Here is a 23954-nt window from a genome sequence, read left to right as displayed (position 1 = left end):
GACGCCGCTACCCGCCACCCCGGACCGGCAACCTCCGCCAGACCGTGACATGGCCCTCCGGTCCCGACGTCGCGACCTGCTCGAAGCCGGCCCGGAGGTCGCCGAGCACCCGCGCCGTCCGGCGGGCGTCCCGCACCCACGGCTCGGCGTCGTCCAGCCCGACGACCAGCACGTGGTCCAGCCGCCGGTCCGCCAGCACCCGCACCGTGGGCGGCACCTCCCCCAGGCCGTCGAAGCCGGGGTCGATCGCCGCGCGCACGGAGTCGCCGGGGAAGCGCACCTGGAAGTAGGGGTAGACGGCCTCGTAGTGACCGACGTCGACCCCGCCGGCGTGGACGGCCAGCAGGCTGGACAGGTGCCGCAGCGGGTTGGGCTCCCCCTCGACCGGCGCCAGCACCGCCTCGTGCCCGCTGAACCGGACCATCGCGAAGGTGCTGCCCGGCGGCAGGTCGGCCGCGACGGAGAGCATCTCGGCGGCGTAGCGCTGGTCGCGCAGCTCGGTGGGCAGCCGGACGAGGAGCGCGGCGACCGCGGCCAGGACCAGGCAGCCGGCGGCGACGGGGGCGGCCGCCCGCCGGGTCGGGAGACGGGTGGCGCAGAAGAGCACCAGCAGCAGGGGCGGGAACCAGGACAGCCGCTCGGGGAGGAAGCCGTAGTCGCCGCCCAGCCGCTCCGGCGAGAGCAGGAACAGCCCCGTCGCCAGCAGCGTCGCCGTCCCGAGCACCAGCCGGTCGGCGCGGGCCGGGGCCGGCGCCTCCGGCCCGCGGGACCGGCGGAGCGCGGCGACGGCCAGCGCACCCAGCGTCGCGGTGACCAGCACCGCCGGCACCACCTCCCACCAGCTGGCGACCACCAGCAGGCGGGACTGGACGAGCAGCGCGACCAGCCGGTCCGGGCCCGGAGCACCGGCCGCGGCTCCCGGCGGCGCCTCCCGCCGCAGCACGTAGGCGGCGCTCAGCGCGACGGTCGGCAGCACGGCCAGCGCCGGCACCAGGAGATGGCAGGTGGCCACCCGGGCGACCGGCACGCCGTCGCGGAGGCCTCCGGCCGAGCGCGCGACCACCAGCCCCCCGACGACCAGGACGGCCACCAGCCAGGGCAGCAGGTGCGCGGACCAGACGAGCAGGAGCAGCCCGGCGAGCAGCACCCCGGCGCGGAGGTCCCACCCTGCCCGCCGGCGCAGGGCCACACCCAGGGCGAACAGGGACAGCGCGATGCCCCACCCGAAGTTGTAGAACCCGTAGGCGACCAGCTCGCTGCCGGCCAGCGGCAGGGCGGCGACGGCCAGCCAGCCGGCCCGCCGGTCCACGCCGCGGAGCGCGAAGCGCAGGCCGGTCACCAGCAGCAGGACGAACCCGCCGACCACCAGCTTCTCGGCCAGGCCCGGCCCCACCACGGACTGCAGGGCGACCAGCAGGAGCGTGGTGAGCATGTTGGGCACCGGGCTGAGGTCGACCTCGTAGGTCCGCCGCAGCAGCTCCCCGAGCGGGCCGTCGTCCCCGTGGTGCAGCAGCACCCAGGCACCGGCCACGTGGGCCGGTCCGTCCTGGGTCAGCACCCGCGGCAGCAGCACCAGCGGCGCGAGCTGCACCGCCAGACCGGCCAGCAGCAGGACGGCGGGCCACCGGGGCGCCCGTGCCCGGACGGGCGTCTCCGCCGGTGCGGATGCGGTCCGCAGCCCGGGCTGGCTCTCCACCGGTCGGGGGGTCAGGCCCGGCGGGCGTTGTACCGCCCGTTCTCCCGCTGCACCTGCAGCGGGAGGCCGAACGCCTCGGACAGCAGCGGGGCGGTGAGCACCTCGGGCGTCGGCCCGGCGGCCAGCACCTGGCCCTCGCGCAGCAGCAGGGCGTGCGAGTAGCCCGGCGGGATCTCCTCGACGTGGTGGGTGACGAGCACCTGGGCGGGGGCGTAGTGGTCGTTCGCCAGGCCCGACAGCCGGGCGACCAGGTCCTCCCGGCCGCCCAGGTCGAGCCCGGCGCCGGGCTCGTCGAGCAGCAGCAGCTCCGGGTCGGTCATCAGCGCCCGGGCGATCTGCGTGCGCTTGCGCTCCCCCTCGCTCAGCGTGCCGAAGGTCCGGTGCGCCATCGGCGCGACGCCCCACTGCTGCATGAGCATGGCCGCCCGGGTGAGGTCGTGGACGTCGTAGCGCTCGCGCCACCGCCCGACGACGGCGTAGCCCGCGCTGACCACGACGTCCCCGACCCGCTCCGCGTTGGCGATCCGCTGGGCCAGCGCGGCGCTGGTCAGCCCGATCCGCGGCCGGAGCTCGAACACGTCGACGGCGCCCATCGTCTCCCCGAGGATCCGCACCTCGCCGCGGGTCGGGTGCAGCTGGGCGGCGGCCAGCTGCAGCAGCGTCGTCTTCCCCGCGCCGTTGGGACCCAGCAGCACCCACCGCTGGTCGGCCCGGACGGTCCAGTCGACCCCGCGCAGCAGGTGCGCGTCCCCCCGGACGACGTCCACACCGCGGATCTCGACGACCGGTTCGCTGTCCACGGCCACCATCCAACCAACCCGGCGGGGACCGCGTCGGACGTGGCTGCGACACCGCCCCGGCCGGGTCGGGCACGATGCTGCGGGTGAACCCCGATGCGAGCGGCCTGACCACGGAGGTGTGGCCCGGGGCGGCCGCGCCCCTCGGCGCCCACTGGGACGGCACCGGGACGAACTTCGCGCTGTGGTCGGCCGGGGCGACGGGGGTGGACCTCTGCCTGTTCGACCCCGACGGCACCGAGCACCGCCAGCGCCTGCAGGAGACCACCCACCAGGTGTGGCACGGCCGGCTGCCCGGCGTCCGGCCCGGGCAGCGCTACGGGTACCGGGTGCACGGTCCGCACGACCCGGCGTCCGGCGCCCGGTACAACCCGGCCAAGCTGCTGCTGGACCCGTACACGCGGGCCGTCGACGGCGAGCTCGTGCTCGACCAGTCCCTGTTCGCCCACCGCGAGCACGACCCGGGCCAGGCCGACGCCGCCGACTCCGCACCGTTCGTGCCGCGCGGGGTGGTCATCCACGACTCGTTCCCGTGGGAGGGCGACACCCTGCTGCGCACACCGTGGTCGGACACCGTCGTCTACGAGGTGCACGTCAAGGGCGCCACGATGCGCCACCCCGACGTCCCGCCGCCGCTGCGCGGAACCTATGCCGGGCTGGCCCACCCCGCCTTCGTCGAGCACCTGGTGTCCCTCGGGGTCACCGCGGTCGAGCTGCTGCCGGTGCACCACTTCGTCAGCGAGCCGCACCTGCTCCGCCGCGGGCTGACCAACTACTGGGGCTACAACACGCTCGGGTACTTCGCGCCGCACGCGGCCTACAGCTCGGCCGGGTCGGGCGGGGCGCAGGTCACCGAGTTCAAGGCCATGGTGAAGACGCTGCACGCCGCCGGGATCGAGGTGGTCCTCGACGTCGTCTACAACCACACCGCGGAGGGGGACCACACCGGCCCGACGCTGTCCTTCAAGGGCATCGACAACGCCGGGTACTACCGGCTCGGCGGCGGCGACCGGTCCCGGTACACCGACTACACCGGCTGCGGGAACACCCTGGACGTGCGCCGCCCGCCGGTCCTGGCCCTGCTGATGGACTCGCTGCGGTACTGGGTCAGCGAGATGCACGTCGACGGGTTCCGCTTCGACCTGGCCTCGGCGCTGGCCCGGTCGATGCACGACGTCGACCGGCTCTCGGCGTTCTTCGACGTCGTCCACCAGGACCCGGTGGTCAGCGGGGTCAAGCTCATCGCCGAGCCCTGGGACGTCGGCGAGGGCGGCTACCAGGTCGGCAACTTCCCCCCGCCCTGGACGGAGTGGAACGGCAAGTACCGCGACACCGTCCGGGACGTGTGGTCCGGCGCGCGGGTCGGCGTCCGGGACCTCGCCTACCGGCTCACCGGCTCCTCGGACCTCTACCGCTCCGACGGCCGCCGCCCGTTCGCGTCGGTCAACTTCGTCACCGCGCACGACGGGTTCACCATGACCGACCTGGTCAGCTACCAGGACAAGCGCAACGAGGCCAACGGCGAGGGGAACCGGGACGGCGAGAGCCACAACCGCAACTGGAACTGCGGGGTCGAGGGACCCAGCGACGACCCCGCCGTGGTGGAGCTGCGCGCCCGCCAGGTCCGCAACCTCCTGGCCACGCTGCTGCTGTCCACCGGCGTGCCGATGATCACCGCCGGCGACGAGCTGGGCCGCACCCAGGGCGGCAACAACAACGCCTACTGCCAGGACAACGAGATCTCCTGGCTGGACTGGGGCGCCATCGACGCCGACCTGTGGACCTTCGTGTCCCGGCTGGTGGGGCTGCGGCGGGGCGCGCCGGTGCTCCGCCAGGAAGCCTTCTTCGAGGGGACGGAGATCCCCGGCACCGGCGGCACCCGCGACCTGGCCTGGTTCGCCCCGGGCGGCGGGCAGCTGACCAGCAGCGACTGGTTCGACACGGGGCTGCAGACGATCGGCATGTACCTGGACGGCCGGGGCATCCGGCACCGGGACGACCGCGGCCGTCCCGTGGTCGACGAGTCCTACCTGATCTGGCTGCACGCCGGGCCCGACGCGGTGAACGTCGAGCTCCCGGGGCCGCCGTGGGGCGACGGGTACGAGCTGGCGCTGTCCACCGAGTACGCGACCGGCGTCCCACCGCGGCCCGCCGTCGTGGCCCCCGGCCCCATCGAGGTGGGGTCGCGCTCGGTGATGGTCCTGCGGGTGCTCCGCCGGCCCTGAGAGAAGGACCCCTTCCTCCCCACCCTTCGCAAGCTCAGGGCGGGACCCGGGAAGGGGCCGAACGGATCGCACCGCGGCCAGGCACCGTCCCCGACGGCGATGAGCCGCTGCGTCGCTCCTCGCGGGACCCTCCGGGTCCCACTCCTCACGACCCCTGGTGGCCGGCTTCGTGCAGCGAGGCCGGCCCCGGTCGCGAAGGGCCAGCGGAGCTGTGTTACTCGGCGGGCTGCTCGAAGGTGATGACGGTCCAGCCGAGCAGCAGCCGGTCGCCGTCGGAGAGCGGGTGCGAGACGCCGGGCTCCAGCTGGGTCCACTCGGTCGCCTCGGGCCCGGCGACGTGGGTGCCGTTGAGCGAGCCGAGGTCGGTGAGCGAGACCTCGCGGCCGGCCCGCTGGATGGCGGCGTGCGCGGAGGAGAGCACGTTCTGGGTGTCGGCGATGGGCACCGGGCGGGCGCTCCCGCTGGTCACCAGGTCGTGGCCGTCGGGACGGCGGCCGAGCACCAGGTCCTCGTCGACGGTGACGACCATGCCGTCGTCGAACCGCAGCACCGGCGCGGCGGCCGGCTCGGGCCGCCAGAACGCCGTCGACTCCCCTGACTGCGCCAGCGGCGCCGAGATGGGACCGCCCACCGACGTGCCGAAGCCGACGTCGGACCCCGCGGTGAACGACTCGGGGGCGGGGGTCGGCGTGGCCGCGGGCACCGCGACGCCGGAGGGGACGGACGCGGCCAGCTGCAGCAGCGCACCGGACCCGGGGACGGTGCCCTCGGTCAGGTCGAAGGCCACGCCCGGCGGCACGGACGAGGCCGGCTGCCCCGGTCCGACGTAGAGGGTCTGGCCCAGGGCGAAGCCGCTGGCCAGCGTGCAGCCGTCGACCGAGGAGCCGGACACCGGGACGCCGTCCACGGCGGGCTGGCCCTTGCCCGACCACAGCGCGACCCCGGAGCCGGAGCCGGCGGTGGTGTCGGAGATGACCAGGGCGAAGGACGCCGGGCCGTCGGAGAGCCGGGAGACCTGGCCGGCGACGGCGCCGAGCACCCGCTCGGCGCCGGGGCCGGCGACCCCGAGGCAGGCGTGCAGGGCAGCGACCAGCGCCGGCGAACCAGGGGCGTCGACCCACAGCAGGCCACCGCCACGGCGTGCGACGACAGACTCTCCGGGGAGCACCTCACAGCGGTCGGGCATAGGAGCAGCCTAGTTGTGCCCGCGGGCATCCGGCAGACGCGCCGGCGCGTGGCACGCCGACAGGTGAGCCCGTCCCGCACCACCGGACGCACCCGCCGCAACTGACCCGGGCTCAGCGTACTCAGCCTGGGACGCTGGGTGAGGTCAGCGTCCCCTCACGGCGGCCCGGACCTGCCGTCCACCCCCAGGTAGGCCTGCACGATGCGCTCGTCGGCGAGCAGGTCGGCGGCCGGGCCCGAGGAGACGACCTCGCCGCTCTGCAGCACGTAGCCGTGGTCGGCCGCCCGGAGCGCCCGCCGCGCGTTCTGCTCGACCAGCACCACCGTCGTGCCCGACGCCCGGATCTCCTCGATCACCCGGAACACCTCGTCGACGATCTTGGGCGCGAGCCCCATCGAGGGCTCGTCCATCAGCATCACCGAGGGGGCGGCCACGAGCGCGCGGGCGATGGCCAGCATCTGCTGCTCACCGCCGGAGAGTGTCCCGGCCGGCAGCGTGCGCCGCTCGGCCAGCACGGGGAAGCGGTCGTAGACGGCGTCGATGTCGGCCGCGGCGGCGCCACCCCGGTGCCAGGCGCCCATGAGGACGTTCTCCTCGATGGTGAGGGTGGCCAGGACCTGGCGTCCCTCCGGCACCTGGACCAGCCCTCGGCGCACCAGCGTGTGCGCCGGGGTCCGGGTGACGTCCTCCCCGCGGAAGGTGATCCGCCCGCCCGAGGGCCGCAGCATGCCCGAGACGGCGTTGATCACAGAGGTCTTGCCGGCGCCGTTGGCGCCGACCAGCGTCACCAGGGACCCCGGTGCGGCCTGGAAGGAGACGCCGCGGACGGCCTCGACCCGGCCGTAGCTGACCGCGAGGCGGTCGACCTCGAGGATGGGGTCGCTCATGTCGCGTTCCTCGAGGTGGTGTCCGGCGGCGGGAGCGTGCCCGCCGCACCCGGGTGCACGTTCGTGACGGCGCCGCCCGCCGCGCCGTCCGCGCCGCCCGCCCTCGGGTCGGACGCGGTGCCCTCGGCGACGGACCCGCCGGCGGCGTCGTCGTCGTCGGGGGTGCCGAGGTAGGCCTCGATGACGGCCGGGTCAGCGGCGATCTCCTGCGGGGCACCGCTGGCGATGACCTGGCCGAAGTCCATCACGACCACCCGGGTGCAGGTCTCCAGCACCATCCCGACGTTGTGCTCGATGAACAGGATGGTCAGCCCGTCCGCGGCCAGGGAGGTGATCAAGGTGGACAAGCGGGCGGCCTCGACGTGGTTCATGCCGGCGGCCGGCTCGTCGAGGATCAGCAGCGACGGGTCGGAGGCGAGCGCCCGGGCGATCTCCAGCCGGCGCTGGTCGCCGTAGGACAGCGACGACGCCCGCACGGTGGCCAGGTCGCCCAGCCCGACCCGCGCCAGGCAGCCGGCCGCCCGCTCGAGCGCCGCCTGTTCGTCGCGGCGGGCCGAGGGCAGCCACAGCAGCCGCCGCAGGAAGGTCGGCCGGCTGACCAGGTGGGCGCCGACGAGGACGTTCTCCAACGCCGACAGCCGGTTGAAGAGCTTGGAGTGCTGGAAGGTGCGGCTCACGCCGGCCGCGGCCATCCGGTGCACGGGGGTGCGCCCGACCGTGGTCCCCAGCACCGTGGCGCTGCCGGAGCTGGGCGGCACCAGGCCGCTGATCATGTTGACCAGGGTGGTCTTCCCCGCGCCGTTGGGCCCGATCAGCCCGACGACCTCGCCGCCGCGGACCTCCAGGTCGACGCCCCGGACGGCGTGCACCCCGCCGTACTCCTTGCCCAGGCCGGCCAGCGCGACGACGGTCTCCCCGGCCGCGGGGTGCCGGCGGCCGGCGAGGTGGGGAGCCGGGTCGCCTTCCGCGGACCGCTCGCCCACCGCGGCCGGACCCGCCGACGCCGGCATCCGGGTGCGCCGCCGGGGCAGCAGGCTGGCCAGCCCGCCGGGGAGGAACAGGATGACCACGAGCAGCAGCAGCCCGGCCAGGAACGGGCGGATCCACCCCGCCTCGACCCCGACCGCGCGCTGCACCTCCGGGACCATGGTCTGGAAGCCGCTGCCCAGCAGCGGGCCCAGGACCATCGTCGAGCCGCCGACCACCGCGGTGACCAGGCCGTCGACGGCGGCGACGAAGTCGAAGTCGTTCGGTGCGATCAGCCGCACGTAGTAGGCGAACAGCACGCCGTACAGGCCGGCGACCGCGCCTGCGGTGACGAACGCGGCGAGCCGGTGGCGTCCCACGTCGACGCCCATGGCCCGGGCGGCCAGCTCGTCCTCCCGGATGGCCTCCAGTGCCCGGCCGAACCGGGAGCGCCCCATCCGCCAGAACCAGTACGCGACGACGGCCAGCGCCGTCCACGCCATGCCGACGGTGAGGACCCGGGGCACGGACAGCCCCTGCGCGCCTCCGGTCCACTCCGAGTTGAGCAGCACGATCCGCACCGCCTCGGCGAACCCGAGCGTGGCGATGGCGAGGAAGACCCCCCGCAGGTGCATCGTCGGCAGGCCGAGCACGACGGCGGCGAGCGCCCCGACCGCCATGCCGATGACGATGGCGACCAGCAGGGCCGGGACGTCGCCCACGTCGTCGGGGCTGGGGCCGAGGCCGGCGCCGGCGAAGGCCCCCAGGGCGGCGAAACCGGCCTGGCCCAGGCTCAGCTGCCCGGCGATCAGCACGGCGTAGAAGGAGTAGGCGAAGATCGCGCCGAGGGCGACGAAGGTCAGCGGCGTCGCGTACTCGAGCAGCATCAGACCTCCCGCACCTTGCGCGCGCCGAGCAGCCCCTGCGGACGCAGCAGCAGGATGACGAACAGCAGCCCGAACGCGATCACGTCACGCCAGGACGACCCGATGTACTGGACGGCGAAGACCTCGGCCAGCCCCAGCACGAGGCCGCCGATCAGCGCCCCGGGCAGCGAGCCCATGCCGCCGACGATGATCACCGCCAGGCCCTTCAGCTCGATCGCCGATCCCATGCCGAGCTGGGCGGTGTTCACGTTGATGGCGAACAGCACCCCGGCCACCGCCCCCAGGGCGGAGGAGATGGCGAACGTGACGGCGGTGATCCGGTCGACGTCGACGCCCAGCACCCGGGCCGCGGTGGGGTTCTCCGCGATCGCCCGCATCCCCCGGCCCAGCCGGGTCCGGGTGACGAGGTAGGTGAGGCCGGCCATCAGCGCGACGGCGATGCCGAGGATGGCGACCTGCACCAGCGTCACCTGCGCGCCGAACACCTCGAAACGGGTGTCGGGGAACGAGCCCGCCGGGAACCGGCGGGTGTCCGGCCCGTAGCGCCACTGCAGCAGGGCGATCAGCATGCCGGCGAGCGCGATGGAGGAGATCAGTCCGGCGAAGTGGGCGTCCGGCCGGCCCTTCAGCGGCCGGAAGGCCACCCGTTCGATGACCAGGCCGAGCAGCGCGCCGAGCACGAAGACCACCGGCAGCGCCGTCCACAGCGACAAGCCGCCCCGCTCGACGAGCTCGATGCCCACGAACGCCGAGACGGCGAACACCGCGGGATGGGCGAGGTTGAGCCGGTCCAGGATCCCGAAGACCAGCGTGAACCCGATGGCGAACAGCGCGTAGATCGAGCCGATGAAGATCCCGTTGAGGAGCTGCTGCACCGCTGTCCCTGTCTGGTCGGATCCCGGACGTCGGCGCCCGGGCGGGCGGGCTCCTCCGGCCGGTCCCGTCCGGCCGGAGAAGCCGAGGTCACTCGAGGACGGCGAAGGCGCCGTCCCGGACGACCTGCACGACGGCCGGGTGGACGGCGTCCCGGTTCTCGTCGATGGAGAACTCCCCCAGCACGGTCGGGACGTCCTGCAGCTCACCGAGGGCCTGCTTGAGGCTCTCCCGGTCGGCGGCGCAGCCGCTGCGCACAGCCTGGTCGACGAGCATCAGGCCGGCGTACGCCTGCGCGGCGAACTGGTCGGGCGCGGCGTCGTACTCGGCCTGGTAGTCGGCCAGGAAGGCGGTGTTCTCCGGGTTGTCCGACGCCGAGTTCCAGGCGGCGCCGACGACGACGCCCTCGGCGGCCTCGCCCGCGTCGGCCATCAGGCGCGGGTTGTTGAACCCGTTGCCGCCGATGATCGGCACGTCGATGCCGAGCTCGCGGGCCTGGGTGACCAGCGGGATGGCCGCCTCGATCAGCGCGGAGACGACCAGCGCGTCGGGATCGCTGGCCTGGGCCTGGGTGAGCAGGGCACGGAAGTCGGTGTCGGCCTTGGAGAAGGTCAGCGTCTCGGTCACGGTGACGCCCTCGTCCTCCAGCGCCGCGGCGAACGCCTCGTAGCCGGACTCGGTGAACGCGTCGTCGTTGCTGTACATGACGACGACGTCGGCCAGCCCGAACTCCTCGGTCGCCTTCGCGATGGTCTGCGGGATGACGGCCTGCTCGGTGAGCGAGTTGCGGAAGACGTAGTCACCGATGTCGGTGACCCCGGCGGCCGTGTTGGAGATGCCCAGCACCGGCACGCCGGCCTCCTGGGCGATGGGGTCGGACTGCAGTGCGGCGTTGGACAGCGTGGGCCCGATGATCAGGCTGACGTCCTGGGAGATGAACTGGTCGAACAGGGTGATGCCCTGCCGCGGGTCGGTCTGGTCGTCCTCGATGGTGAGGTCGTAGGTGACCCCGCCCTTCTCGGCGAGCTGCGCGGCGGCCAGTTCCAGGCCACGCTGCTGGGACTCCCCGTAGCTGGCGGCCGCTCCGGTGAGGCTGAGGACGGCCCCGATCGGGACCTCGCCCTCGATGGTGCAGGAGTCGCCGGTGCCCTCACCGGTGAGCCCGCCGGCGTCCGCCTGCCCGCCACCCCCCGCGTTCCCGGAGCCGCAGGCGGCGAGGGCGAGGGCCGCGGTGGTCGTCGCGGCCATGATGCTGAGCTTGACGCGCATGTCTCTCCTGTGGGTGGGGCAGGTGCGGCCGCCGGGTGGCCCGGCCGGTGCGAGGCCCAGGTGTCCACGGCGGACGCCGGACGGCCTCGACGGAGGTGACCTGGTGCACGGACACAGTAGGTACCCGGGCACGGCCGCGACCCCGGGAGGCCGACGACCGTGCCCAGACCGTGACCCACCCGGGACCGCACGCAGGGCCCGCGCGGCCACCCTCCAGGGGCCCCGCCCCGGCCTTGCTGCAGGGGCCCGCGCCGAGCTCGCGAGGCGTGGGGGGCAGTGCGGCCTCCCTCCAGGGGCCCACCGTGAGCTTGCGAACGGTGGGGAGGAGGGAGGTCCTTCAGGCGGTGACGACGACGCCCAGCTCGGCCGGGTCGGCCATGTGCTCCGAGCGGGGCAGCACGCGGACGGTGTAGCCGAAGGCGCCGGTGCGCTCGAGGGGCACGGTGGCGGTGAACCACTGCCGCGACCCCTCGGTGTTCTCGTGCTGCATCGGCACGGTGGTCACCTGGTGCAGGCCGTCGGCGTCGTCCACCCGCCCGAAGGCGGCCTGGACCAGGACGTCGCCGGGGGTCAGGCCGGGCAGCTCGACCTCGGCGCGCAGGTCGATGCTCGAGCCGATCTCCGGGGTGTCGCCGACGCCGGTGGCCTCCACGTGGGCCACCCGGACGCCCTGCCAGTTCTCCAGCAGGTGCGAGCGCCACGCCGCCTCCCGGCGGGCGACGTCGTACCCGCCGGCGGCCAGCGAGCGGGACGAGCCGGCCGCCGGCACGTACAGCCGCTGGACGTAGTCGCGCACCATCCGGGTGGCCAGCACCTTCGGGCCGGTGCCCCGCAGCGTGTGCCGGACCATCTCCACCCAGCGGGTCGGGATGCCGTCGGCGTCGACCTCGTAGAACCGGGGCAGCACCTGGCGGTCCAGCAGGTCGTAGATGGCCTGGGCCTCGACGTCGTCGCGGCGCTCGGGGTCCTCGACGCCGTCCGCGGTCGGGATCGCCCAGCCGTTCTGGCCGTCGAACCACTCGTCCCACCAGCCGTCGCGGATCGAGAGGTTCAGCCCGCCGTTGAGCGCGGACTTCATGCCGGAGGTGCCGCAGGCCTCCAGCGGTCGCAGCGGGTTGTTCAGCCAGACGTCGCAGCCCCAGTAGAGGTAGCGCGCCATGCCGATGTCGTAGCCGGGCAGGAAGGCGATGCGGTGCCGGATCTCGGGGTCGTCGGCGAACTTCACCATCTGCTGGATCAGCTGCTTGCCGCCGTCGTCGGCCGGGTGGCTCTTGCCGGCGATGACCAGCTGGATCGGCCGGTCGGAGTCCAGCAGCAGGGCCTTGAGCCGGGCCGGGTCGCGCAGCATGAGGGTCAGCCGCTTGTAGGACGGCACCCGGCGGGCGAATCCGATGGTCAGCACGTCGGGGTCGAAGGCGGTCGCCGTCCACCCCAGCTCGGCCTCGGCGGCCCCGCGGGACAGGGCGGTCTCGCGGATCCGGCGGCGCACCTCCTCCACCAGCCGACCGCGCAGCAGCCGGCGGGTGCTCCACAGCTCGCCGGCGTCGATCCGGTCGACCCCGTCGAAGAAGACGTCGCCGTCCACGTCCACCGGGTCACCCTGGCTGGTGCTCTGGGTGCCCAGCTCGACCAGCTCGCGGGCGGTCCAGGTGGCGGCGTGCACGCCGTTGGTGATGGAGCTGATCGGCACGTCGTCCTCGTCGAACCCCGGCCACAGCCCGCCGAACATGTCCCGGCTGACCGAGCCGTGCAGCTGGCTGACGCCGTTGGCCCGCTGTCCCAGCCGCAGGCCCATGTGCGCCATGTTGAACTTGCTCGGGTCCTGCTCGGCGCCCAGCGTCAGCAGCTGGTCGACCGGGACGCCGAAGCTGGTGAAGTACCGCTCGATCAGCGCCCGCGGGAACCGGTCGATGCCGGCCGGGACCGGGGTGTGGGTGGTGAAGACCGTGCCGGCGCGCACCGCCTGCAGCGCCTCGCTGAACGACAGCCCGTGCGACTCGGTCAGCTCGCGGATCCGCTCGATGCCCTGGAAGCCGGCGTGCCCCTCGTTGGCGTGGAACACCTCCGGCTGCGGGATGCCCATGAGCGAGCAGTAGGCGCGCAGCGCGCGCACCCCGCCGATGCCCAGCAGCATCTCCTGGCGGAGCCGGTGGTCCTCGCCGCCGCCGTAGAGCCGGTCGGTGACCCCGCGCTCGGCGGGGCCGTTCTCCTCGATGTCGGTGTCGAGCAGCAGCAGCGCCACGCGGCCGACCTGGGCCCGCCACACGTGGGCGTGCAGCACGCGCCCCTCGGGGAGCGGCACGGTGATCACCACGGCGTTGGCGTCGTTGTCGCGGAGCAGCTTCAGCGGCAGGCCGTGCGGGTCGAGCGCGGGGTAGTGCTCGAGCTGCCAGCCGTCGGCGGACAGACCCTGCGAGAAGTAGCCGGCCCGGTAGAGCAGCCCCACCCCGATCAGCGGGACGCCGAGGTCCGAGGCGGCCTTCAGGTGGTCCCCGGCGAGGATGCCCAGGCCGCCGGAGTACTGCGGCAGCACCTCGGTGATGCCGAACTCGGCAGAGAAGTAGGCGATGGTGGCCGGCGCCTCCTCCCCCAGGGACTGGTACCAGTGCGGCGCGTCCAGGTACTCCTGCAGGTCGTCGGTGACGTCCTGCAGCCGGCGGAGGAACCGCCGGTCCTTGGCCAGCGCGGCCAGCCGTTCCGCCGACACCTCGCCCAGCACCTGGACCGGGTCGCCGCCGCAGCTGTCCCACAGCTCGGGGTCCAGTGCCTCGAAGAGGTCCCGGGTCTCGGGGTGCCAGGACCAGCGCAGGTTCATGACCAACTGGGACAGCGGCAGGAGCGCGTCGGGGAGGGATGCTCGGACGGTCAGTCGGCGGAGGGCTCGCACGGGCAGGAGCGTATCGGCCGCGGGGCCGCCGGCACGCTCCCCACGGGGGTCGGGCAGCCGGACCGACGCCGACGTGCCCGCGGACAGCGCGATCGATAACGTTGCGCCGATGACTGGCCGCGCTGACCTCCGCCTCGGCATCACCGATGTCGCCCCTGTCGTGTCGTGCGGGTCGTTCTCGACCCGCGCCGTGGTCGGCGAGCACGTGCCGATCACTGCCACCGTCTTCCGCGAGGGCCACGACGCGGTCGGCGCCAACGTGGTGCTCACCCCGCCGGAGGGCAGCGGTGCCCCCGCCGGGCCCCCGCCGCTGGTCCGGATGACCGAGTTCGGCCCCGAGCCCGACCGGTGGCAGGCGACCGTCGTCCCCGACCGGGAAGGCCGGTGGACCTTCCACGTCGAGGCCTGGGACGACCCGCTGCGCACCTGGCGGCACGACGTCGAGGTCAAGGTGGACGCCGGCCAGGGCACCGACGAGCTGGCCAACGACCTGGAGTCCGGCGCCCGGCTGTTCGAGGAGGTCGCCCGGGCGGTCCCCGACCACCGGCGGGCCCTGCTCGCCGCGGCCGCGGCGCTGCGCGACGGCATGCTGGACCTGACCGCCCGGCTCTCCCCGGCCCTGGGGGCCGACCTCGCGCGGGTGCTGCTGGAGAACCCGGTCCGCCGGCTGGTCACCGCCTCCCCCCGCTACGAGCTGTGGGTCGACCGGCAGCGTGCCCTCTACGGCTCCTGGTACGAGTTCTTCCCCCGCTCCGAGGGGCCGGTCGTCGACGGCAAGCCCACCCACGGCACCTTCGCCGACGCCGCCGAGCGGCTGCCGGCGATCGCCGAGATGGGCTTCGACGTCGTCTACCTGCCGCCGATCCACCCGATCGGCACGGCGAACCGCAAGGGCCCCAACACCGCGCAGTTCCCGGGCGGCAACCCCTACGACGTCAGCCCCGACGACGTCGGCTCACCCTGGGCCATCGGCAGCGCGGAGGGCGGCCACGACGCCGTCCACCCGCAGCTCGGGACGATGGAGGACTTCACCGCCTTCGTCGCCCGCGCCCGGGAGCTCGGCATGGAGGTGGCGCTGGACTTCGCGCTGCAGGCCGCGCCGGACCACCCGTGGGTGACCTCGCACCCGGAGTGGTTCACCACCAAGCCCGACGGCACGATCGCCTATGCGGAGAACCCGCCGAAGAAGTACCAGGACATCTACCCGATCAACTTCGACAACGACCCCGAGGGCCTGTACGCCGAGTGCCTGCGGGTGATGCGGGTCTGGATGGACGCCGGGGTCCGGATCTTCCGGGTGGACAACCCGCACACCAAGCCGCTGAACTTCTGGCACTGGCTGATCTGGGAGGTCAAGGGCACCGACCCCGACGTCCTCTTCCTGGCCGAGGCGTTCACCCGGCCGGCGATGATGCACCAGCTGGCCCGGATCGGGTACACCCAGAGCTACACGTACTTCACCTGGCGCACCGGCAAGGCCGAGCTCGAGGAGTACGGCCGGCACCTGGCCGACAGCGCGCACTACATGCGGCCGAACTTCTTCGTCAACACCCCGGACATCCTGCACGAGTCGCTGCAGCTCGGCGGCCCGCCGATGTTCAAGATCAGGGCCGTGCTGGCCGCGATGCTGAGCCCCACCTGGGGCGTCTACTCCGGCTACGAGCTGTTCGAGCACGTGGCCGTGCGCCCGGGCAGCGAGGAGTACCTGGACAGCGAGAAGTACCGGCTGCGCCCGCGCGACTGGGCCGGCGCCGAGGCCTCCGGACGGACCCTGGCGCCCTACCTGCGCCGGCTCAACGAGGTCCGCCGCGCCCACCCCGCCCTGCAGCAGCTGCGCACCCTGCACTTCCACGCCGTGGACAACCCGAACCTGCTCTGCTTCAGCAAGACCGACCCCGGGTCGACCGACGCCGTCCTGGTCGTGGTCTCGTTGGACAGCACCTACACGCAGATCGGGACGACGGCGCTGCACCTGCCGACGCTGGGGTTCGACTGGTCCGACCGGTTCACCGTCACCGACGAGATGACCGGCGCGGACTACCACTGGGGCGAGTTCAACTACGTCGAGCTCGACCCGCACCGGGAGCCCGCGCACGTCTTCACCGTGCACCGCTCCCTGCCCGCCTGACCTGCCCCGACAGCCAGACCTGGACTCCCGAGATCGAGGGCACCTCCCCATGAGCCTCCCCGTCCCCGCCCAGTCGACCCCCGGAGCGGGCGAGCAGTCCACGCTGCCCACGCCGGGCACGGACCCCGAGTGGTACAAGCGCGCCGTCTTCTACGAGGTGCTGGTGCGCGGCTTCGCCGACAGCAACGCCGACGGCATCGGCGACCTGCGCGGCATGCTCGGCAAGCTGGACTACCTGCAGTGGCTGGGGGTGGACTGCCTGTGGCTGCCGCCGTTCTTCGCCTCCCCGTTGCGCGACGGCGGCTACGACGTCAGCGACTACACCGCCGTGCTGCCCGAGTTCGGCGACATCGAGGACTTCAAGGAGCTGATCGGCGAGGCCCACTCCCGGGGCATGCGGCTGATCATCGACTTCGTCATGAACCACACCTCGGACCAGCACCCGTGGTTCCAGGCCAGCCGCAGCGACCCGGAGGGGCCCTACGGCGACTTCTACGTGTGGGCCGACGACGACACCGGCTACGCCGACGCGCGGATCATCTTCGTCGACACCGAGAGCTCCAACTGGACGTTCGACCCGGTCCGCAAGCAGTACTTCTGGCACCGGTTCTTCAGCCACCAGCCGGACCTGAACTTCGAGAACCCGGCGGTGCAGGAGGCGATCATCGACGCCCTGCGCTTCTGGCTGGACCTGGGCATCGACGGCTTCCGCCTCGACGCCGTCCCCTACCTGTTCGAGGAGGAGGGGACCAACTGCGAGAACCTCCCGCGGACGCACGCCTTCCTCAAGCGGGTGCGCAAGGTGGTCGACGCCGAGTACCCCGACCGGGTCCTGCTGTGCGAGGCCAACCAGTGGCCGGCCGACGTCGTCGAGTACTTCGGCGAGGACGGCGACGAGTGCCAGATGGCCTTCCACTTCCCGGTCATGCCGCGCCTGTTCATGGGCGTGCGGCGGGAGCAGCGGTTCCCGATCTCGGAGATCATGGCCCAGACGCCGGCCATCCCCGGCAACTGCCAGTGGGGCATCTTCCTGCGCAACCACGACGAGCTGACCCTGGAGATGGTCACCGACGAGGAGCGCGACTACATGTGGGGCGAGTACGCCAAGGACCCCCGCATGAAGGCCAACATCGGCATCCGCCGGCGGCTGGCCCCGCTGCTGGACAACGACGTCGACACCCTGGAGCTGTTCAACGCCCTGCTGCTGTCGCTGCCCGGCTCGCCGGTCCTCTACTACGGCGACGAGATCGGCATGGGGGACAACATCTGGCTCGGTGACCGCGACGGCGTCCGCACGCCCATGCAGTGGACGCCGGACCGCAACGGCGGGTTCTCCACCGCCGACCCGCAGCGCATGCACCTCCCGCTGGTCGCCGACCCGGTGTACGGCTACCAGGTCACCAACGTGGAGGGGCAGCTGCGGAACACCACGTCGCTGCTGCACTGGATCCGCACGATGATCGCGGTCCGCAAGGAGCACCCGACCTTCGGCGTCGGCAGCTACAGCGAGGTCGGGTCGCGCAACCCCACGGTGCTGTCGTTCGTGCGCGAGTTCGGCGACGACGTGGTGCTGTGCGTCAACAACCTGTCGCGCTTCCCCCAGCCGGTGGAGCTGGACCTGCGCCGCTTCGAGGGCTACACGCCGGTGGAGCTGACCGGCCGGGTGCAGTTCCCGCAGATCGGCGTCCTGCCCTACATGCTCACCCTGGCCGGGCACGGCTTCTACTGGTTCGAGCTGTCCAAGCCGGCCGCGTCGGCCCCCGAGGCCGACGAGGGCTGGGAGACCACCACCAGCAGCAGGGTCGCCCAGTCCCTCCTCGACGCAGGCGTGGTGGGCGGCACGGACGCCCCCGCCGGCAGCGGCGGGCTGGGCGCCGAAGCCGCCCCGACCCCGACCGACGGAGACTTCCGATGAGCGAGCTGGCGAGCTCATCAAAGAACGCAGCAGTGCCGCGAACGCGGACGACGAGCGCCAGCGAGGAGACCAAGTGAGTGCGTTGACCGACATCCTCACCGACTGGATGCCCCACCAGCGCTGGTTCGGCGGCAAGGGCCGTGAGTGGGCCGGCGTCAGCGAGGACGGCTTCTTCCTGGACAAGTCCGACCCGGCGCTGTCGGTGCACCGGGTCCGGGTCCGCTACACCGACGGGGCCACCGAGACCTACCTCGTGCCGCTGTCCTGGCGGGACTCCCCCGCCGAGGAGCTCTCGTCCGCCTTCGTCGGCGCGGTCTCCGGCTCCCGGGGTGCCAACTACGCCTACGACGCGATGCGCGACCGCGAGTCGACGGTGCCCTGGCTGACCCACCTGGTCGCCGCCTCGACGGTCGGGCCGATGCACTTCCACCCCGCGGGCGTGGCCTACATCCCGGAGGGCACCCCCGGCGACGTCATCTCCACCGAGCAGAGCAACACGTCGCTGGTCTACGGGGAGACCGCGATCCTCAAGCTGTTCCGCCGGCTGGAGCCGGGGCTCAACCCCGACGTCGAGGTGCACGACGCGCTGCGCAGTGCGGACAACCCGCACATCGCGCCGCTGCTGGGGCACGTCGAGATCGACGACGCCGACCCCGGCCAGGAGCCGGCGACCGTGGCGATGCTGCAGGCCTTCGTGCCGAACGCCAGCGACGGGTGGCGGCTGGCCACCTCGAGCGTCCGGGACCTCTACGCCGAGGGCGACCTGCACGCCGACGAGGTGGGCGGCGACTTCGCCGGGGAGAGCGAGCGGCTGGGCGAGGCGGTCGCCACCGTGCACGCCGACCTCGCCCGGGTGCTGCCCACCGAGCAGGCCGACGAGGCCTGGTTCGGCACCGTCACCGAGCAGATGGGCGCCCGGCTGGACGCCGCGCTGCAGGTCGTGCCGGACCTCGCCGAGCACGCCGACTCGCTGCGGGCCCTGTACCGGGCCGCGGCCGAGGCCCGGCAGCCCGTGGTCCGCCAGCGGGTGCACGGCGACCTGCACCTGGGCCAGGTGCTGCGCACCACGACCGGCTGGATCGTCCTGGACTTCGAGGGCGAGCCGGCCCGTCCGCTGGCCGCGCGGCGGGAGCTGGACACCCCGCTGCGCGACGTGGCGGGGATGCTCCGCTCCTTCGACTACGCCGCCCGGCACATGCTGGTCGAGCAGCCCGGGGACCCGCAGCGGGCCTACCGCGCCCAGGAGTGGGCGGTCCGCAACCGGCAGGCCTTCCTGGCCGGCTACGCCGCCGGCGGCGGCACGGAGCTGGACCCGGACTCGGCGCTGCTGCGGGCCTTCGAGGCGGACAAGGCGGTCTACGAGTGCGTCTACGAGGCGCGCAACCGGCCGCACTGGCTCATGATCCCGCTCCAGTCGGTGTCCCGGCTGACCACCACCGACTGAAAGAGGCCCTCCCTGCCCCCCACGCTTCGCAAGCTCAGCGCGGGCCCCTGCAGAAGGGCCGGACAAGACCGACGTACCCAGAGGGACGGAGCACCATGACGATCGACGACGACTCCAGCCCCACCGGCGGCGGCAGGCCCGCCGACAAGGACGAGCTGACCCGCCGGGTCGAGGAGGTCACCCGGTCCGTCCGCGAGGACGCGGCCGACGCCGACACCCCCACCGGGTCGGTGCAGGAGACCGCCGCCGGACGCGCCCGGGCCGACGACCGGACCCCGACCAAGGGCCGGTCGGGCAAGGCCGTGAAGGCGCCCGGCGTGGTCGCCGAGCCGGCCACGACCGCGGCCGCACCGACCGGGGGCCGCAAGGTCGCCGACAAGGACGAGCTGACCCGCCGGGTCGAGGAGATCACCGAGTCCGTCCGCGAGGACGCGGCCGACGCCGACACCCCCACCGGGTCGGCGCAGGAGACCGCTGCCGGACGCGCCCAGGCCGACGACCGGACCCCGACCCCGGGCCGGGCGGGCAAGGCGGTGAAGGCGCCCGGCGTGGTGGCCGAGCCGCCCGCGAAGGCGAAGAAGGCCGCCAAGCGTACGGCGAAGAAGGCCGCGCCCGCCGAGGCGCCGGCCGCCGAGGCGCGGGCTCCGAAGAGCCCGCGGAAGGCTGCGAAGAAGGTCACCGCGGCACCGGTCGTGGCGCCGGCGCCGATCGCCGAGCCGGGCAACCGGGCGGCGCCGTCGGCACCCCAGCCGGAGCCGCCGAGCCCCGACCCGGCAGAGCCGAGCACGCCGCACGTGCCCGAGGGCGCGGCACAGGCCGGCACCGGCGGCAGCTCGCCGGCGCGCACGGCGTCCCGGCCGGCCGGCGCGGCCCGCACCATCGAGGGCGGGTACGTCGCACCCCCCGCCCCGGACGCACCGCCGACGGCGGACCCGACGCCCACCACGACGGCCTCGGCCGGCGGCGCCGAGGTCGGCGAGGAGGCGCTCCGCGCCGTCGTCGAGGGCTGGTCGCACGACCCGCACGGCGTGCTGGGAGCGCACCAGCTGCCCTCGGGGTGGGCGGTCCGCACGCTGCGCCCGGACGCCGTCGCGGTCACCGTGGTCGACCAGGACGGCTCCCGGCACGAGGCGACCCAGGTGCACGACGGCGGGGTCTTCGAGGCCCGGCTCCCCCAGCAGCCCGGCGACTACCGGGTCGAGGTCACCTTCCCCAACGACTCCGGCGCCACCGACACCTACCTGGTGGACGACCCCTACCGCTGGCTTCCCACGCTCGGCCAGCTCGACCAGCATCTCATCCGCGAGGGCCGGCACGAGCAGCTGTGGACCGTCCTCGGCGCCCACGTCCGGGGCTACGACACCCCGGGCGGGCGGGTGGAGGGCGTCTCGTTCGCCGTGTGGGCGCCCAACGCGCGCGGCGTGAAGGTCACCGGCGACTTCGACTACTGGCAGGCCCGCGCCTACCCGCTGCGCTCGCTCGGGTCCTCCGGGATCTGGGAGGTCTTCATCCCCGGCGTCGCGGTCGGCAGCCGCTACCGGTTCCACGTGCTGGGCGCCGACGGCGACTGGCGGATCAAGTCCGACCCGATGGCGTTCGCCACCGAGGTGCCCCCCGCCAACGCCTCGGTGGTCACCTCCTCCGACTACACCTGGGGCGACGACGAGTGGCTGGCCGCGCGTGCCCGCGGCAACTGGCACCAGCGGCCGATGAGCGTGTACGAGGTGCACGTCGGCTCGTGGCGCCAGGGGCTGTCCTACCGGCAGCTCGCCGACGAGCTGGTCGGCTACGCCGCCGGCGCCGGGTTCACCCACCTGGAGTTCATGCCGGTCGCCGAGCACCCCTTCGGCGGCTCCTGGGGCTACCAGGTCACCTCCTACTACGCCCCGACCTCCCGGTTCGGCTCCCCCGACGACCTGCGGTACCTCATCGACCGGGCGCACCAGGCGGGTCTGGGCATCATCGTCGACTGGGTGCCGGGGCACTTCCCCAAGGACGACTGGGCGCTGGGCCGGTTCGACGGCACCGCGCTCTACGAGCACGGCGACCCCCGTCGCGGCGAGCAGCCGGACTGGGGCACCTACGTGTTCGACTTCGGCCGCTCCGAGGTCCGCAACTTCCTGGTCGCCAACGCGCTGTACTGGTGCAAGGAGTTCCACGTCGACGGCATCCGGGTCGACGCGGTGGCCTCGATGCTCTACCTGGACTACTCCCGCAACGAGGGCGAGTGGACGCCCAACGTGCACGGCGGGCGGGAGAACCTCGAGGCCGTCGCGTTCCTGCAGGAGATGAACGCCACCGTGTACCGGGAGGTCCCGGGCGTGGTCACCATCGCCGAGGAGTCGACGTCGTGGCCGGGGGTCACCCGCGCCACCCACCTCGGGGGCCTGGGCTTCGGCTTCAAGTGGAACATGGGCTGGATGCACGACTCCCTGGCCTACGTCTCCAAGGAGCCGGTCTACCGCAGCTACCACCACAACCAGCTGACGTTCTCCATGGTCTACGCGTTCTCGGAGAACTTCGTGCTGCCGATCAGCCACGACGAGGTCGTGTACGGCAAGGGCTCGCTGCTGCGGAAGATGCCCGGCGACCACTGGCAGCAGCTGGCGAACCTGCGGGCGTTCCTCGGCTTCATGTGGGCCCACCCCGGCAAGCAGCTGCTGTTCATGGGCTCGGAGTTCGGGCAGCTGGCCGAGTGGGCGGAGAGCCGCTCGCTGGACTGGTGGCACCTCGACGACCCGGCGCACCGCGGCATCCTGCAGCTGGTCGGTGACCTCAACGCCGTCTACCGGGGGCACGAGGCGCTGTACACGCAGGACAGCGACCCGGCCGGCTTCCAGTGGATCGACGCCAACGACGCCCCGGGCAACACGTTGTCCTTCCTGCGGTACGGGTCCGGCGGGCAGGTGCTGGCATGCGTCGCCAACTTCTCCGGCGGGCCGCACCACGCCTACCGGGTCGGGCTGCCGCGCGGCGGCCGGTGGCGAGAGGTCATCAACACCGACTTCGCCGGCTACGGCGGGTCCGACGTCGGCAACCTGGGCGGGATCCACGCCGAGCCGGAGCCCTGGCACGGCCAGCCCTTCTCCGCGACGCTGACGGCACCGCCGCTGGCCACCGTCTGGTTCGTGTACGAGGGCCCCGACCAGGCCGGAGGGGACGGGTCGGCCACCTCTGACGGCGGGGACACCGCGGGCTGAGCGCGCCCGCGGGCTGAGCGACACGGCGGGCTGCGGGCCCCGGCTCCGGCCGGGGCCCGCGGCCGGTCCGACGGGGGGCGGCCCCGGGCACGGTCCGGCAGGATGGGAGAGGCCAGCCGGCCCTGCCGGCCCGACCGAACGGGAGCTCATGCCCTCCTCGCCCCGCCGACTCCTGGGCGTCCTCCTCGCCGCCGCCACGGTCCTCAGCGTGGTCACCGGCTGCGCGGTGGCCCTCGTGCCGGGGAGCGCCTCCCCGGCAGCGGGCCAGGTGGGCGAGGTCGAGGCCGCGGACTTCCCGATCATCGGCGCGGTCGACGACGAGATCGACGTCCTGGCGCGCAACGCGCTCTCGGACCTGAACACCTACTGGGCCGAGCAGTTCCCCGGCACCTTCGACCGGCAGTTCACCCCGCTGGCCGGCGGCTACTACTCCGTCGACCCAGGCAACGTGGACCCGGCGCAGTACCCCGGCGGCCGGATCGGCTGCGGCGAGGAGCCCCAGGCCGTCGAGAACAACGCCTTCTACTGCCCGCCGAGCAACCAGTACCCCAACAGCGACGCCATCCAGTACGACCGGGTGTTCCTCCGCGAGCTGGCCGACCAGTACGGGCGGTTCATCCCCGCCCTGGTGATGGCGCACGAGTTCGGGCACGCGGTGCAGGGCCGGGTGGGCTACCCGATCGACGTCTCCATCGCGATCGAGACGCAGGCGGACTGCTTCGCGGGCGCCTGGACCGCGTGGGTGGCGGACGGGCAGGCGCCCAACACGACGCTGCAGACCCCCGAGCTCGACGACCTGCTGCGCGGGTACCTGCTGCTGCGCGACCCGGTGGGCACCGGCCTGGGCGAGCAGCAGGCACACGGGTCCTACTTCGACCGGGTCTCGGCGTTCCAGCAGGGCTTCGACGACGGTCCGGTCGCCTGCCGGGACGCCTTCGGCGCCGACCGGCCCTACACCCAGACCGGGTTCGTCAGCGACGAGGACTTCGCCTCCGGGGGCAACGCCGACTACCCGGAGACCGAGCGGCTGCTCCGGGAGTCGCTGCCCGCGTTCTGGACGGCGACCCTGCCCCGGCTCGGGGAGCAGTTCTCGGCCCCGGACCTGGTCGCCTTCGACGGCACGGCCCCGGACTGCGAGGGCGAGGACGCCGACACCGACCTCGTCTACTGCGCCGCCGAGGACGCGGTCGGCTACGACGAGAGCGACCTGATCGGCCCGGTATACGAGGAGTTCGGCGACTACGCCGTCCTGACCGCGGTGTCGATCCCCTACGCGCTGGCCGCGCGGGAGCAGCTGGGGCTGTCCACCGAGGGCCCCGACGCGGTCCGGTCGGCCGTCTGCCTGACCGGCGCGTTCACCGCCGCGGTGCTGGAGCGGGCGGTCCCCAACATCGTCATCTCCCCCGGCGACGTCGACGAGAGCGTGCAGTTCCTGCTGGAGTACAGCGCCGAGCCTGCGGTGCTGGGCGAGAGCGGCCTGACCGGCTTCCAGCTGGTCGACGTCTTCCGCGGCGGGGTCTTCCAGGGTCTGTCCGCCTGCGACGTCGGCGCCTGAGCCCGGTGCACCGACCGGTGCCCCGTCCGCCCCACCCCG

The 23954-nt window shown here is 73.5% G+C and carries 14 protein-coding genes; 6 read left to right on the top strand and 8 right to left on the bottom strand.

The features are described from left to right. Positions 1-7 precede the first annotated feature (7 nt). A complete protein-coding gene (locus ACWIX6_RS05725) occupies positions 8-1696 on the bottom strand; it encodes a hypothetical protein (protein ID WP_448615878.1) in 1689 nt (562 codons plus the stop codon). Between the two features lie 11 nt (positions 1697-1707). Then, complete coding sequence (locus ACWIX6_RS05720) at positions 1708-2505, bottom strand: ABC transporter ATP-binding protein (protein WP_448615877.1); 798 nt, start codon at positions 2503-2505, stop codon at positions 1708-1710. A gap of 74 nt (positions 2506-2579) precedes the next feature. On the opposite strand from ACWIX6_RS05720, the gene glgX reads away from it, so the two are divergent. After that, a complete protein-coding gene (gene glgX, locus ACWIX6_RS05715; RefSeq protein ID WP_448615876.1) occupies positions 2580-4718 on the top strand; it encodes a glycogen debranching protein GlgX in 2139 nt (712 codons plus the stop codon). Between the two features lie 214 nt (positions 4719-4932). Here the strand turns inward: glgX and ACWIX6_RS05710 are convergent, their stop codons facing one another. The 6 genes from ACWIX6_RS05710 to glgP form a co-directional block, all read right to left on the bottom strand. Then, entirely contained in the window at positions 4933-5904 is a 972-nt protein-coding gene (locus ACWIX6_RS05710; protein ID WP_448615875.1) for an FHA domain-containing protein, read from the bottom strand. A 155-nt stretch (positions 5905-6059) separates the two neighbouring features. Continuing rightward, on the bottom strand, positions 6060-6791 hold the full coding sequence (locus tag ACWIX6_RS05705) for an ABC transporter ATP-binding protein (RefSeq protein WP_448615874.1): 732 nt from the start codon (positions 6789-6791) through the stop codon (positions 6060-6062). Further along, positions 6788-8644 (bottom strand): branched-chain amino acid ABC transporter ATP-binding protein/permease, encoded by a 1857-nt coding sequence (locus tag ACWIX6_RS05700; protein ID WP_448615873.1) that lies wholly within the window; start codon positions 8642-8644, stop codon positions 6788-6790. The genes ACWIX6_RS05705 and ACWIX6_RS05700 overlap by 4 nt, the downstream gene beginning before the upstream one ends. Further along, positions 8644-9519, bottom strand: a complete 876-nt coding sequence (locus ACWIX6_RS05695) for a branched-chain amino acid ABC transporter permease (RefSeq protein WP_448615872.1) — start codon at positions 9517-9519, stop codon at positions 8644-8646. Before ACWIX6_RS05695 ends, ACWIX6_RS05700 begins: the two co-directional genes overlap by 1 nt. An 88-nt stretch (positions 9520-9607) precedes the next feature. Further along, entirely contained in the window at positions 9608-10786 is a 1179-nt protein-coding gene (locus ACWIX6_RS05690; RefSeq protein WP_448615871.1) for an ABC transporter substrate-binding protein, read from the bottom strand. Positions 10787-11123: 337 nt separating this feature from the next. Further along, on the bottom strand, positions 11124-13673 hold the full coding sequence (gene glgP, locus ACWIX6_RS05685) for an alpha-glucan family phosphorylase (protein ID WP_448615870.1): 2550 nt from the start codon (positions 13671-13673) through the stop codon (positions 11124-11126). 109 nt (positions 13674-13782) lie between these two features. Here glgP and ACWIX6_RS05680 point away from each other — a divergent pair, with 109 nt between their 5' ends. The 5 genes from ACWIX6_RS05680 to ACWIX6_RS05660 all read left to right on the top strand — a co-directional run bounded on the left by ACWIX6_RS05680 (position 13783) and on the right by ACWIX6_RS05660 (position 23915). Continuing rightward, the gene (locus ACWIX6_RS05680; RefSeq protein ID WP_448615869.1) at positions 13783-15801 is read left to right on the top strand and encodes an alpha-1,4-glucan--maltose-1-phosphate maltosyltransferase; all 2019 of its coding nucleotides are present in this window, start codon (positions 13783-13785) and stop codon (positions 15799-15801) included. Positions 15802-15850: 49 nt separating this feature from the next. Continuing rightward, positions 15851-17716, top strand: coding sequence for a maltose alpha-D-glucosyltransferase (gene treS / locus ACWIX6_RS05675; protein ID WP_448615868.1), 1866 nt, complete (start codon positions 15851-15853; stop codon positions 17714-17716). A 73-nt stretch (positions 17717-17789) separates the two neighbouring features. Next, the gene (locus tag ACWIX6_RS05670) at positions 17790-19160 is read left to right on the top strand and encodes a maltokinase N-terminal cap-like domain-containing protein (RefSeq protein ID WP_448615867.1); all 1371 of its coding nucleotides are present in this window, start codon (positions 17790-17792) and stop codon (positions 19158-19160) included. Positions 19161-19255: 95 nt separating this feature from the next. After that, on the top strand, positions 19256-22360 hold the full coding sequence (glgB, locus tag ACWIX6_RS05665; protein ID WP_448615866.1) for a 1,4-alpha-glucan branching protein GlgB: 3105 nt from the start codon (positions 19256-19258) through the stop codon (positions 22358-22360). A gap of 148 nt (positions 22361-22508) precedes the next feature. Continuing rightward, entirely contained in the window at positions 22509-23915 is a 1407-nt protein-coding gene (locus ACWIX6_RS05660; RefSeq protein WP_448615865.1) for a neutral zinc metallopeptidase, read from the top strand. Positions 23916-23954 lie beyond the last annotated feature (39 nt).

This window comes from Modestobacter sp. URMC 112, from assembly GCF_053502575.1.
This window is presented reverse-complemented; position numbering and strand designations above follow the sequence as displayed.

What these genes read in the sequence shown, in the direction of transcription:
- treS (WP_448615868.1), top strand. Translation starts at nt 15,851, where the DNA reads ATGAGCCTCCCCGTCCCCGCCCAGTCGACCCCCGGAGCGGGCGAGCAG.
- glgB (WP_448615866.1), top strand. Translation starts at nt 19,256, where the DNA reads ATGACGATCGACGACGACTCCAGCCCCACCGGCGGCGGCAGGCCCGCC.
- ACWIX6_RS05710 (WP_448615875.1), bottom strand. Translation starts at nt 5,904, where the DNA reads ATGCCCGACCGCTGTGAGGTGCTCCCCGGAGAGTCTGTCGTCGCACGC.
- ACWIX6_RS05680 (WP_448615869.1), top strand. Translation starts at nt 13,783, where the DNA reads ATGACTGGCCGCGCTGACCTCCGCCTCGGCATCACCGATGTCGCCCCT.
- ACWIX6_RS05705 (WP_448615874.1), bottom strand. Translation starts at nt 6,791, where the DNA reads ATGAGCGACCCCATCCTCGAGGTCGACCGCCTCGCGGTCAGCTACGGC.
- ACWIX6_RS05720 (WP_448615877.1), bottom strand. Translation starts at nt 2,505, where the DNA reads ATGGTGGCCGTGGACAGCGAACCGGTCGTCGAGATCCGCGGTGTGGAC.
- ACWIX6_RS05660 (WP_448615865.1), top strand. Translation starts at nt 22,509, where the DNA reads ATGCCCTCCTCGCCCCGCCGACTCCTGGGCGTCCTCCTCGCCGCCGCC.
- ACWIX6_RS05690 (WP_448615871.1), bottom strand. Translation starts at nt 10,786, where the DNA reads ATGCGCGTCAAGCTCAGCATCATGGCCGCGACGACCACCGCGGCCCTC.
- ACWIX6_RS05700 (WP_448615873.1), bottom strand. Translation starts at nt 8,644, where the DNA reads ATGCTGCTCGAGTACGCGACGCCGCTGACCTTCGTCGCCCTCGGCGCG.